Source organism: Actinomadura sp. WMMB 499 (assembly GCF_008824145.1).
Lineage (GTDB): Bacteria > Actinomycetota > Actinomycetes > Streptosporangiales > Streptosporangiaceae > Spirillospora.
In genome coordinates this window covers 2,498,399-2,509,566 of the sequence record NZ_CP044407.1, presented here as the reverse complement: position 1 = coordinate 2,509,566, position 11,168 = coordinate 2,498,399, and the positions used below count along the sequence as shown (strand labels likewise).

General features: G+C 74.1%; 13 protein-coding genes. 7 read left to right on the top strand and 6 right to left on the bottom strand.

The features are described 5' to 3' along the window. The first annotated feature begins 3 nt into the window (after positions 1 to 3). From F7P10_RS10815 to F7P10_RS10790, 6 genes are all read left to right on the top strand, one after another. Entirely contained in the window at positions 4 to 912 is a 909-nt protein-coding gene (locus tag F7P10_RS10815; protein ID WP_151009225.1) for an RICIN domain-containing protein, read from the top strand. 47 nt (positions 913 to 959) lie between these two features. After that, the gene (locus F7P10_RS10810) at positions 960 to 1,853 is read left to right on the top strand and encodes an RICIN domain-containing protein (protein ID WP_151009224.1); all 894 of its coding nucleotides are present in this window, start codon (positions 960 to 962) and stop codon (positions 1,851 to 1,853) included. 236 nt (positions 1,854 to 2,089) lie between these two features. Further along, on the top strand, positions 2,090 to 4,237 hold the full coding sequence (locus tag F7P10_RS10805) for an acyl-CoA dehydrogenase (RefSeq protein ID WP_151009223.1): 2,148 nt from the start codon (positions 2,090 to 2,092) through the stop codon (positions 4,235 to 4,237). 125 nt (positions 4,238 to 4,362) lie between these two features. Next, on the top strand, positions 4,363 to 4,857 hold the full coding sequence (locus F7P10_RS10800) for a DUF892 family protein (RefSeq protein WP_151009222.1): 495 nt from the start codon (positions 4,363 to 4,365) through the stop codon (positions 4,855 to 4,857). A gap of 50 nt (positions 4,858 to 4,907) precedes the next feature. Continuing rightward, on the top strand, positions 4,908 to 5,411 hold the full coding sequence (locus F7P10_RS10795; RefSeq protein ID WP_151009221.1) for a hypothetical protein: 504 nt from the start codon (positions 4,908 to 4,910) through the stop codon (positions 5,409 to 5,411). A 73-nt stretch (positions 5,412 to 5,484) separates the two neighbouring features. After that, on the top strand, positions 5,485 to 6,306 hold the full coding sequence (locus F7P10_RS10790; protein ID WP_151009220.1) for a hypothetical protein: 822 nt from the start codon (positions 5,485 to 5,487) through the stop codon (positions 6,304 to 6,306). Positions 6,307 to 6,346: 40 nt separating this feature from the next. Here the strand turns inward: F7P10_RS10790 and F7P10_RS10785 are convergent, their stop codons facing one another. Continuing rightward, a complete protein-coding gene (locus F7P10_RS10785) occupies positions 6,347 to 7,558 on the bottom strand; it encodes a serpin family protein (RefSeq protein WP_218040456.1) in 1,212 nt (403 codons plus the stop codon). A 54-nt stretch (positions 7,559 to 7,612) separates the two neighbouring features. Beyond that, positions 7,613 to 7,966, bottom strand: coding sequence for a DoxX family protein (locus F7P10_RS10780; protein ID WP_218040455.1), 354 nt, complete (start codon positions 7,964 to 7,966; stop codon positions 7,613 to 7,615). A 61-nt stretch (positions 7,967 to 8,027) separates the two neighbouring features. Between F7P10_RS10780 and F7P10_RS10775 the strand changes: the two genes are divergently transcribed. Beyond that, positions 8,028 to 8,924, top strand: a complete 897-nt coding sequence (locus F7P10_RS10775; protein ID WP_151009218.1) for a LysR family transcriptional regulator — start codon at positions 8,028 to 8,030, stop codon at positions 8,922 to 8,924. Positions 8,925 to 8,931: 7 nt separating this feature from the next. Here F7P10_RS10775 and F7P10_RS10770 read toward each other — a convergent pair whose 3' ends face one another. The 4 genes from F7P10_RS10770 to F7P10_RS10760 are packed head-to-tail and all read right to left on the bottom strand — an operon-like array spanning position 8,932 to position 11,143. Further along, positions 8,932 to 9,840, bottom strand: a complete 909-nt coding sequence (locus tag F7P10_RS10770) for a styrene monooxygenase/indole monooxygenase family protein (protein WP_254716541.1) — start codon at positions 9,838 to 9,840, stop codon at positions 8,932 to 8,934. Then, positions 9,780 to 10,157, bottom strand: a complete 378-nt coding sequence (locus F7P10_RS44195) for a hypothetical protein (protein WP_254716540.1) — start codon at positions 10,155 to 10,157, stop codon at positions 9,780 to 9,782. The genes F7P10_RS10770 and F7P10_RS44195 overlap by 61 nt, the downstream gene beginning before the upstream one ends. A 49-nt stretch (positions 10,158 to 10,206) precedes the next feature. After that, positions 10,207 to 10,824, bottom strand: coding sequence for an ATP/GTP-binding protein (locus F7P10_RS10765; RefSeq protein ID WP_151009217.1), 618 nt, complete (start codon positions 10,822 to 10,824; stop codon positions 10,207 to 10,209). Then, the gene (locus F7P10_RS10760; protein ID WP_151009216.1) at positions 10,802 to 11,143 is read right to left on the bottom strand and encodes a DUF742 domain-containing protein; all 342 of its coding nucleotides are present in this window, start codon (positions 11,141 to 11,143) and stop codon (positions 10,802 to 10,804) included. The genes F7P10_RS10765 and F7P10_RS10760 overlap by 23 nt, the downstream gene beginning before the upstream one ends. Positions 11,144 to 11,168 lie beyond the last annotated feature (25 nt).

Sequence of the window (11,168 nt, the reverse complement as noted above, 5' to 3'; positions counted from 1 at the left end):
CAGATGAGCGAGCAGGACGACGTCGAGCGCAAGCGCCGGCAGCGGATGAGCCTGGCGAACGCGTTCGATCGGCGTGCGTGGCAGCGGGGTGAGAAGCCGAAGGTGCAGACGCGGCTGCTGGCGGGGGGTGTCGCGCTGGTCGTGGTGGCCGCGGCGGTGTTCGGGGTCGGCGCGCTGATCTCCTACCAGCAGGACCGGGAGAACAAGGAGCGCAAGGAGAAGGCGGCGACGAGCCAGCGGCTGACCGATCCGGTGGCGAAGCCGTCGCCGAGCCCGTCGGCGGGCAGGACGTCGGCGTCGCCGAGCGCCCGGGCGGAGCCGGAGGGCGGTGCCGCCGCGCCGCGGCAGGCCGAGCCGCGGCAGGCCGGGCCGCGGAGCCCCACGCCGAGGGCCGAGGTGGCGAAGGGCGGCCCGAAGTCACGGTTCCCCACGGGCCCGAACTTCCAGACCACCACCGATGTGCTGCTCCGCAACGTGGTGACGGGCCTGTGCGCGGACGTTCCGGGCTTCGGCAAGGGGAAGGAGGACGGGCCGGTCGAGCAGTACCGATGCACCAGGTCCACGAAGGACAACCTGCTCTGGGATCTGGTGGTCAACCAGCCCGGCGCGGGACCGGGCGGTGCGGACCTGTTCACCATCCGCAACGCCAAGGACGGCTTCTGCATGGACCTTCACGCGTACGGGCCGCCGAAGATGCGGACCCGCGTGAACGAGTTCTACTGCAGGCCGGGCAGCGGCGACAACCAGATGTGGTACCTGGACCGGAAGGCGCCGGGCCGGTTCTGGATCCGCAACCACAAGGGCGGGATGTGCCTGGAGGTGGCCGGTGAGAAGGGGGCGGGCCGGCAGGGCGCCGACCTGCTCACCTACCCGTGCTCGATGACCGACGACCACCTCTGGTCCTTCGCCTGACCGGCCATGACCATCCGACGGATTCGACGACCAGCGAGGAAGCACAGATGAGCGAGCAGGACGACGTCGAGCGCAAGCGCCGGGAACGGCTGAATCTGGCGAACGCGTTCGATCGGCGTGCGTGGCAGCGGGGTGAGAAGCCGAAGGTGCAGACGCGGCTGCTGGCGGGGGGTGTCGCGCTGGTCGTGGTGGCCGCGGCGGTGTTCGGGGTCGGCGCGCTGATCTCCTACCAGCAGGACCGGGAGAACAAGGAGCGCAAGGAGAAGGCGGCGCTGAACCAGCGGGCGACCCCGGTGGCGGTGCCGCCGTCGCCGTCGCCGAGCGCGTCCCCGAGCAAGACGCCCTCGCCGTCCGCGTCGCCGACCCGGAGCCCGCGGCGGCAGCCGGCCGCCGCGCCGCGGCGGACGAGCGCCTCGCCCGAGGCGAAGGCGAGACGGCTCGCGAAGTTGAAGGGCCCCACCGGCCCGAACTTCTCCACCACCACCGGCCTGCTGCTCCGCAACGTGATGACGGGCCTGTGCGCGGACGTCCCGGGTGGCGGCAAGGGGCAGCACGAAGGGCCGGTCGAGCAGTTCACGTGCAGCGGGTCGGCGGCCGAGAACCAGCGCTGGGATCTCGTGGTCAACCAGAAGGGGGCGGGTCCCGGGGGCGCCGACCTGTTCACCATCCGCAATTCCAAGGCCGGCTACTGCATGGACATCTGGGGGACGGGTGCGCCCGCCCTCGGTGACCGCCTGCTGCAGAACCTCTGCTACCCGGGAGCCTCCGACAACCAGATGTGGTATCTGGACCGGCAGGCGCGCGGCCGGTTCTGGATCCGCAACAACAAGGGCGGGATGTGCCTCGACGTTGACGGCTCGACGGGTGCGGGCGCCCCGCGCGCCGGGCTCACCGCCTTCCCGTGCTCCTCGAACGACGACCATCTCTGGTCTTTCGCCTGACCGTGCCGATCACCGACCTGAGGGTGGGCGGATGAGCGGGCGGGACGGCACCGCCGACGGTGCGAGCCCGGCCGGGCCCCTCGACCGGCGGCCGCCGGGAGGTGAGAGATCGCGGCCGCGGCTCGTGGCGGGCGGCGCGGGCTCCCGGCAGATAACCGAATCAGATTCGGGAAAGGTCTTCACTCTCCGGGACGGCGGCGGGATCATGGGGGGATCGTCGAGCGTTGGGAGGGCCCATGGCGATCGCCATCGGTGAGGAGCACCGCGAACTGGCCGGGACGACCCGGACGTTCCTGAACGACCAGGGCGCGCGCGCCGCGAACCGCGCGCTGCTGGAGGCCGCCGAGGAGGCGCTGCCGGCGTTCTGGGACGACTTCGCCGGGCTCGGCCTGCTCGGGGTTCATCTGCCGGAGGAGCACGGCGGCGGCGGGGCGGGGCTCCCCGAGCTGGTCGTGATCGTGGAGGAGCTCGGCCGGGCCGTGGCGCCGGGGCCGATGGTGCCGACGATGGCGGCGTCCGCCGTGCTCGCCGCGCGCGGGACCGGCGAGCAGCGCGCCCGCCTGCTCCCCGACCTGGCGGCGGGCCGGACGGTCGGGGCGCTGGGCGTCGGCGGCACGGTCACGCTCGACGGCGGGAAGGCGACCGGCGACGCCGGGGTCGTCCTCGGCGCGGGCCTCGCCCGGCTGCTGCTGGTCCCGGCGGGCGACGACATGATCGTCGTCCGGACGGACGCGCCCGGCGTCGAGGTCGAGGTGCCGCCGAACCTCGACCCGTCCCGCCGATCGGCCCGGGTCAGGCTCGACGGCGCCGAGGTGACGGACGTCCTGCCGTCGGCGCGCGCGCACGCCGTGGCCGTCGCGCGGACGCTCGCGGGCGCGGAGGCCGTCGGCGGGGCGCTGGAGTGCGTCGAGCGCGCCGTCGAGTACGCGAAGGTGCGGGTGCAGTTCGGGCGGACGATCGGGACGTTCCAGGCGGTCAAGCACCACTGCGCGGACATGCTCGTGGCGGCCGAGCTCGGCACCGCCGCCGTGTGGGACGCGGCGCGCGCCGCGACCGCGTCCGCGGACGAGTTCGAGTACGCCGCCGCCGTCGCGGGAACCCTGGCGACGCCCGCGTTCACCAAGAACGCGGGGCTGAACACGCAAGTGCACGGCGGGATCGGGTTCACCTGGGAGCACGACGCGCACCTGCTGCTGCGGCGCGCGGCGACGCTGGAGGCGATCGTCGACCCGCGGGAGGCGGCGCGGGACGTCGCGCGGCTGAGCGTCGCGGGCGTCGTCCGGGCGACCGGCGTGGACCTGCCGCCGGAGGCCGAGGCTCGACGTCCCGAGGTGCGCGCCCTCGCGCGGGAGATCGCGGCGCTGCCGGAGGACGAGCAGCGCGTCCGGCTGATCGACACCGGGTACGTGCAGCCGCACTGGCCGCGCCCGTGGGGCCTGGAGGCGTCCGCCGGGCTGCAGCTGGTGATCGACGAGGAGTTCCGCGCGGCGAAGGTGAAGCGGCCGAACTACGGGATCACGAGCTGGAACATCCTCACGCTCGTCCAGCACGGCACCCAGGACCAGGTGGACCGCTGGGTGCGCGCCGCGCTGCTGGGCGACGAGGTGTGGTGCCAGCTGTTCAGCGAGCCGGACGCGGGCTCGGACGCGGCGGCCGTCAAGACGCGCGGCGTGAAGGTCGAGGGCGGCTGGAAGGTCACCGGGCAGAAGGTGTGGACGAGCGGCGCGCACTACAGCCGCCGCGGTCTCGCGACGGTCCGCACCGACCCGGACGCCTCGAAGCACGGAGGCGTCACGATGATGGTGATCGACATGAAGGCGCCGGGCGTCGAGGTGCGGCCGCTGCGCCAGGCGACCGGCGGCTCGGAGTTCAACGAGGTGTTCTTCGACGACGTGTTCGTCCCGGACGAGGACGTGATCGGCGCGCCGAACGAGGGCTGGAAGGTCGCGCGGGCGACGCTCGGCAACGAGCGGGTCAGCATCGGCGGCGGCGTCGGCGCACCGCTCGGCTCGGACGTCGTGCGGCTGCACGCCGAGCACCCGGACGCCGTCCCGGCGGACCGGATCGGCGCGCACGCGGCGGAGGAGCGGGCGCTGAAGCTGCTGAACCTGCGCAGCGCCGAGCGGGCCGTGGCGGGCGGCGAGCCGGGACCGGAGGGCAACATCACCAAGCTGGTCCTGGCCGAGCACGGGCACGCCACGGCCGCGCTGCTGGGCGAGTTCGCCGGGCCGCAGACGGCGTTCGGCGACGGCCTCGGGGAGATGGCGGGACTGATGCGGCTCGGGTCGCGGGCGATGTCGATCGCCGGCGGCACCTCGGAGATCACCCGCAACCAGATCGCCGAACGCATCCTCGGCCTTCCCCGCGACCCGCTGATCAAGTAACGGAGGGACGCCCGCCGCCCGGTCGGCGGCGGGCCCCCGCCGGCAGCGCCAAGCGGGGGTGTCCGGTTTCGCGGCATTCCCGCAGGGCAAGGGGGCGGTGAGAGGCGAACGACTGGACGGCGCCCATGACGACGATCGAGAAGAAGCTGGTCGACTACCTCAAGGACGCGCACGCGCTGCAGCAGCACGTGCAGGGCGTCCTCAGCGAGCTGCTCACCACGGCCGCCGACGAACCGGATCTCAGCCGCCGCCTGGGGGAGTTCGCCCACCGCAACCGCGAGCACACCCGCGCGATCGAGGACCGGCTCCGCGCGCACCATGCTTCCCCGTCGATCGTCCGGGACGCCGAGATGCTGTGGGGCTCCGTCGCCGACGTGCTGAAGGGGCACCGCAACCACGTCGGCAGGCACGTCCGGGACGGCTACGTGGCCGCCCACCTGCAGATCGCCGGGGCGGAGATGCTCCGCCGCATCGCCGCCCGCGCCGGCGACACCGAGACGGCGGACGTCGCGCGGGCGGTCTGCGACGACGCCCACGCACTCTCCGCCGCGATCTCCGACAACTGGGACACCGCCGTCGACCTGTCGCTGCGCCGCCACGGTGTCCACGCCCACCGCTGACACCCCGCGCGCCCGGCCACGACCGGGCCGTCCCGTGGGATCATCGTCCGGTGAGCGAATCAGACGAACCGCCCGCCGCGGGCAGGGGTCCGGCGGGGCCGGGCGAGGGATCGGCGGCCAGGCCGGACGGAGGCCCGGCGGCTCGGGAGAGGGCGACCGTGGGGACGCGGGTCCTCGGGTTCGCGCTGTTCGCCGGGGCGATCGCCGCCGTCGCGCGGGTGGCGGCGGAGGGCACGGGCGGCGACTGGCGCTCCGGCGTGATCGTCGGCGGGCTGGCCGGGTCGCTGGCGCTCGGCGGCTTGGCCATGAACGGGTGGCTGACCCGCCTCGTGAACCGGCTGCTGTGGATCTTCCCCGCGACGCTGCTGTTCCTGGGAACCGTCCTGCTGGCGGACCCCGGCTACGGGGCCTTCCTCAACGGGGACGCCGAGCGGGGACGGGTCGAGTCCGACGGGCAGGCGATCGGCTTGGGCGTCATCTTCCTGCTCATCGGAGTCGCAGGGCTCGCCGGCTACGGCTTCGCCGTCCGGAACCGCGTCTTCAGAGCGAGATAACCGGGTGGCCGATATCGGTCGGAAGCACCGGTAATCGGGTAAGTGGTCGGTTTTGCATGTGACAATGCGCCGGATGAGCGACCGAACCGGCACAGAACTCCCCGCCGTTCCTCGCCTGCGCGATCGCGTCGTCGGCGCCGTCCTGCTGCTCGGCGCGTTCACCGGCGCCGTCCGGGCGGCGGGCGAGATGACCGGCGGCGACCCGCGCACGGCCGCCGCCGCGGCCGGGGTGGCGCTGTCCCTGCTGCTGGCAGGTCTCGCCGTCAGCGGATGGCGAACCGGTCTCTGCGTCCGGGCCGCGTGGCTCTTCCCGGCGACGCTGACGTTCACCGGCCTCGCCATGCTCGCGGACACGGACTACGGGAGCGCGGATCCGGAGCTCCTCGGCCCCGTCCTCGTCGCCGCAGGCCTCGCGGGGTGGGTCCTGTACGGGGGCACGCTCGCCCGCCTGCGCGAGCCGGCCGCGCGGACGGCCGGACGGACGGGCGCGGAGCCGCAACCGTGGATGCGCGCACTCGGCACCCTGCTGCTGCTGGGCGCAGCGTACTTCGCCGTGCAGCTCGTCAACGCGGCGGTGGACGGCGACTGGCGCCGGCTGGTGGCGGCCGTCGGGTACGGCACGGCGCTGTTCCTGGGCGGCCTCGGCCTGAACGGCCGGCAGGTCCGGCTGAGCCTCCGGCTGGCGTGGCTGTTCCCCGCCACCCTCGCGTTCCTGGGCCTGACCATGATCATGGACCCGGACTACGGCGACCCCACCTGGTCCGGGGCCGCCGCGGTCGGCTCGGCCGTGGTGCACGTCGGCTCCGCCATGATGGTCGCGGGCCTGCTCGGCTTCGCCGTCTACGCGTCCGCGCTCACCGGAACCCCCGCAGGACGTCCGCCCCGCCACCGCTGACGCACCCGCCGGACGCACGGGGCGCGGCGTCCCCGCCGTCTCACCAGGGTTGCTCGCCGCCGTCCTCCGGCCAGGGGTCGGGGTCGGCGACCCATCCGGCCAGCAGGACGAGCCCGGTGGGGCGGTGCCGGGCGAGGAAGCCGAACGGACGGTCGAACGCCACGTCCAGCATCGGTGCCTTGCCCTGCGGCGGCGCCGCTCCGGCGACGGCCGCGAACGCGGTGACCGCCGCGGCCTTGAAACCGCGGGCGCTGAACGTCGCGGTGACGTCCTGCCGGCCCTGGCTGATCTTCAACGGCATCCGGGAGATCCGCGGGAAGTGACCGTCGCGGGTGTCGGTCGCGACGGTGGCGAGGCCGAACAGGCCGGGACGGGCGAGCAGGTCGTGCCCGGCGGTGACGCCGAACCGGACGGTGTACAGGTGGAGGACGGGAGTCGGGTCGAACGAGGTGATCGTGCGCAGTTCGGCGCCGGGTGCCCTCGGGCCGTCCGGTCCGGCGATCAGCGCGGTGCCCGGCCGGACCGGGTGGCCGCCGCCGAGCGCGGTCACCCCGGCGGCCAGGACCTCGCCCGGCGGACGGTCCGGCGCGGCGAGGCACAGGTGCACGTCGACGTCGTCCTCGCCCTCGACGCGCAGCAGCGTGACCGGCCCGCCGGGGGTGTCGGCGACCGAGAGCAGGTCGACATCGGTGCCGCCGCCCCTCAGCCCGGCGAGTTCGCGGCCCGACCACGGCCCGTGCGCCGGGCGGTAGGGGACGTCCTCGAACGGCCGTCGCCACCGGGTGTCGATGCTCAGCGCGGTCGCCAGCACCATCAGGGTGTCGCGGTCGATCCGCACCGGCATGCGCTTCAGCTGCCCGTGTGTGTGCCGCTCGACCCACGCGTCCAGCCGGGCCTGGTCGGCGGCGGGGGCGTCGCCCAGCTCGCCGCGCGACCCGCCGCCGGGCGCGGCGTCGAGCCACCACGGTTCCAGCGGCAGGCCCGCCCGGGTCCAGAGCCCGAACGCGCCGTCGATCGCGGTGCCGCGCGCGAGCACCTCCAGGAGTTCGCGGGCGCCCCGGTCGGCGACGGCCGCGTCGCAGCCGGCGGCCTCCTGCAGTTCGGCGCGTCCGGGCCCTTCCGCCGCGGCGGCCAGCAGCGCCAGCAGCGGCCAGAGCCCGGCACCCGACAGCGCGGTCGACTCCCCGGTGCAGGCGTGCCGCGCCCACCTGGCCGTCAGTTCGTTGGACGCTCGTACGGCTTCGTCGATCACGCGCATTCTCCCGTCCGGCCGCGAATGCCTGATGCTAGTGCGCCGCGCGTCCGGTCAATGTGCGGCGGCCAGCACCAGAGACGCTACGGCGAGCGCGAGGTATCCACCGGGAAACGCGAGGTTGTGGAAAACCTGGGTCCGGACGTGCACGGCGACGGCCCCGACGAAGAACAGGACGAGCCCCGCGGCCGCGGCGATCCCGATGTGGGGGACGCCGAGGAGCCCGAGCAGGAGCCCGGCGGCACCGGCGGCCTTGAGCGCCCCGAGGTAGGGGACCCACGAGGCGGGGACGCCGACCTCGGCGGAGTTGGCCAGCACGAACCGGGCCTTCGCGAAGTCCGCGACGGCCATACCGGCGTTCGCCGCGATCGTGGCGACGGTGATGGCGGCGTAGGCGATGAACAGCATGCGACCAGGCTCGCGGGGGGCCGTCGCGGGCGTCCAATACACCCGTCCATAACCTGGCGGCATGGATGTCGACACCCGGCTGCTGCGGTACTTCGTCACCGTGGCCGAGGAGGGCAACCTGACCCGCGCGGCGGAGCGGCTGTTCGTCTCCCAGCCCGCCCTGACCAAGCAGATCCGGCAGCTCGAGAACCGGCTCGGTGTCCGGCTGTTCAGCCGGTCGCGGGCCGGGATGGCGCTCACCGAGCCCGGCCGGGCCCTCGCCGGCCGCGCGCCCGCCCTGCTGGAAGGCTGGGACGACGCGTGGCGCGCGGCGACGGCCGCGTCCCGGCGGGCGGCGCGCGTCCTGCACGTCGGCTACCTCGCGAGCGCCGCGAACGAGGCGACCCCGCGCATCATCGCGGGATTCGCGCGGCGCCGCCCCGGCTGGCGGGTCGAGATGCGGCAGGCGCCCTGGTCGGTCCCCGCCGCGGGCCTCGCCGACGGGACCGTGGACGTCGCCCTCGTGCGGCTCCCCTTCCCCGGCCAGGACGGCTTCCGCGTGCGGGACCTGCTCACCGAGCCGCGGCACGTCGCGCTCCCGGCCGCGCACCCGCTCGCCGCGCGCGAGGTGATCGCGTTCCGGGAACTGTGGGACGAGCCGTTCGTCGCGGCCCCGCCCGAGACCGGCGCCTGGCGGGAGCACTGGCTCGGGACGGACGAGCGGGACGGCCGCCCGCCCCTCGTCGGCGCCGTCACCGAGCAGCCGGACGACTGGCTGAGCGCCATCGCGAACGGCCTCGGGGTCGCTCTCGCGCCCGCGTCGGCCGCCCGCTTCTACGCCCGTCCGGGCGTCGTCTACCGCCCGGTCGACGGCGTCGGCCCGAGCCGGGTGGCGGTCGCCTGGCCCCCGGCCGCCGACGCGAACCCGGTCGTCCAGGACTTCGTCGCGTCCTGCGTGGCGGAGGTCGGCGGCCGGTGACGGCCGGTCAGGTGACCGACGCGAGGTACTCCTCGGTCTTGGCGGGGTCCAGCAGCCAGTTCGAGAAATCGGCCGGATTGGCGTACCCGTGGGCGAACCGGTACGCGACCTGCTCGTTCACCGCCGCCGTCCCCAGCACCTTCTGGACGTGCTCGGGGAGCGGCCCGAGCATCATGTTCGTGTAGGCCGTCGGGTGCTTGGCGTAGTCCCAGTAGGCCTCGAACGTCTCCTGCATCCAGGCAGGGTCGAACGGCCGGTCGCCGCGCGCCACGATCGACCGGAAGTAGATCTCGGCGCAGCGCACCGCGTTGTTCGACCCCTGCCCGGTGACGGGGTCGTTCGCGACGACGACGTCGGCCATGCCGAGGACGTGCGAGGTCGCCGACAGCGTCCCGACCGGGCGCCGGACGACCGGGGCGTAACCCCCGTAGAGGGTGCAGCGCGCGTCGGTCGGCTGCGCGTCGACCGTCCGCTCGTACTCCCACGGCGCGAACCGCCGCATCATGTCGAGCGTCCGGGCGAGGTGCCCCGCCGGGTCCGGGCGGTCGTCCCAGACGTCGAACGGGCCGCCGGGGACCGCCTCCCACAGCAGGATGTCGCAGGCGCCGGTGTTGGTGTAGCCCGGCATGAAGAACAGCTCCCCGACGCCCGGCGTCGCGGTGATCCGCACGTGCGGCTCCGGGTGGTCGGGCCACGGCGTCATCCCGTGCACGTAGATGCACGACAGCTTGCGCTGCGGACGGTCGTAGGGCGAGCGGCTCGCGTCCCGGTCGAACAGCTCGACCAGCTCGCCCTTGCCCGCCGCGATGATCGTCAGGTCGTACAGGGCGGACAGCCCCTCCAGATCGGACGTCATCACGCTGTGGTAGACCGCGTTGCCGCCGCGCTTCTCGAACAGCTCCAGCCAGCCCGCCATCTTGACCCGCTGGTCGACCGACTGCGCGTAGTCGTCCAGCGGCCGAGCGTCTGGAACGCCCGGTTCCCCGGCGGGCCCGCCACCGTGACCCGCTGCGCGACGATCCGCGGCGAGCGGTCCTCCCACAGGTTCAGCCCGTGGTCCCGCTCGATCTGGAGCTGCGGCCAGAAGATGCACTGCGTCGACATGATCCGGCCGCCCCGGATCTCCTCCGGCGTCCGCGCCGACATGACCGTCACGTCGTAGCCCTCGGCCTGCAGGCAGAGGGCCAGTTGCAGACCGGCCTGTCCCGCGCCGACGATCAGGATCCTTCGCATTGCTTCCTCCCTGTGCGGGGCGGGGTGTGTTCAGTTGTGGACGGGCGCGTCACCTGGCGGCGCGCCCCGCGGTGGCGTCGAGGGTGTGGCCGAGCGACTCGGTGAGCACCCGGACGACCGACCCGCGGTCGCGGGCGTCGAACGTCACCAGCGGCACCCCGTCGTCGAGGCGGAGCGCCGCGCGGATCTGCGGGATCTGGTGCGTCTGCACGCCGTCGAACAGGTTCACCGCGACGATGAACGGCACGTCCGAGTCGTTCTCGAAGTAGTTGACCGCCGGGAACGACACGTCCAGCCGCCGCGTGTCGACGAGGACGATCGCCGCGCTCGCCCCCCGGCACAGGTCGTCCCACATGGGCCAGAACCGCGGCTGGCCGGGCGTCCCGAACAGGTACAGCAGCAGGTCGGACGCCAGCGTCACGCGGCCGAAGTCCATCGCGACGGTGGTGGTGGTCTTGCCGTCGCCGGCGCCGACCGGGTCGACGTTGGCGGCGGCCTGCGTCATCCACGCCTCGGTGTTCACCGGCGGGATCTCCGAGATGGCCTCCACCAGGGTCGTCTTGCCGACGCCGAACCCGCCCGCCACGACGATCTTGACCGAGGTGCGCGCGATCGCCCGTCCGGCGGGCCGGGGCCGGGACGCCTCAGGCGAGCTGGCGTAGACCATCGATCACTCTCTCCAGGACGTGCGGGTCGTACGGCGAGGTGTCCGCGTCGGCGATCACGATCCGGTCGCCGGCCGCGAGGTCGGCGAGCAGGACGCGGGTCACGCCGAGCGACACCCCGCAGTGGGCGGACAGTTCGGCGACCGACTCGCCGACGGCGTGCGCCCGCTCGTACAGCGCGCGCGCCTCCGGCAGCAGGCGTTCGGCGAACGCCGCGTCGTATCCGGCACCCGTGATCAGCGTGTGCACCAGCAGGTGCCGCCTGCCGCGGGTGCGTCCGCCGGTCAGCACGTACGGCCGGACCCACGGATTGGCCGTCATGTCGTCCCTCCTGCCGGGGCGGTCC

Coding starts and splice junctions, on each gene's coding strand:
- F7P10_RS10805 (WP_151009223.1), top strand. CDS start 2,090: ATGGCGATCGCCATCGGTGAGGAGCACCGCGAACTGGCCGGGACGACC.
- F7P10_RS10760 (WP_151009216.1), bottom strand. CDS start 11,143: ATGACGGCCAATCCGTGGGTCCGGCCGTACGTGCTGACCGGCGGACGC.
- F7P10_RS10765 (WP_151009217.1), bottom strand. CDS start 10,824: ATGGTCTACGCCAGCTCGCCTGAGGCGTCCCGGCCCCGGCCCGCCGGA.
- F7P10_RS10770 (WP_254716541.1), bottom strand. CDS start 9,840: ATGGCGGGCTGGCTGGAGCTGTTCGAGAAGCGCGGCGGCAACGCGGTC.
- F7P10_RS10815 (WP_151009225.1), top strand. CDS start 4: ATGAGCGAGCAGGACGACGTCGAGCGCAAGCGCCGGCAGCGGATGAGC.
- F7P10_RS10775 (WP_151009218.1), top strand. CDS start 8,028: ATGGATGTCGACACCCGGCTGCTGCGGTACTTCGTCACCGTGGCCGAG.
- F7P10_RS10800 (WP_151009222.1), top strand. CDS start 4,363: ATGACGACGATCGAGAAGAAGCTGGTCGACTACCTCAAGGACGCGCAC.
- F7P10_RS44195 (WP_254716540.1), bottom strand. CDS start 10,157: ATGCGAAGGATCCTGATCGTCGGCGCGGGACAGGCCGGTCTGCAACTG.
- F7P10_RS10790 (WP_151009220.1), top strand. CDS start 5,485: ATGAGCGACCGAACCGGCACAGAACTCCCCGCCGTTCCTCGCCTGCGC.
- F7P10_RS10780 (WP_218040455.1), bottom strand. CDS start 7,966: ATGCTGTTCATCGCCTACGCCGCCATCACCGTCGCCACGATCGCGGCG.
- F7P10_RS10810 (WP_151009224.1), top strand. CDS start 960: ATGAGCGAGCAGGACGACGTCGAGCGCAAGCGCCGGGAACGGCTGAAT.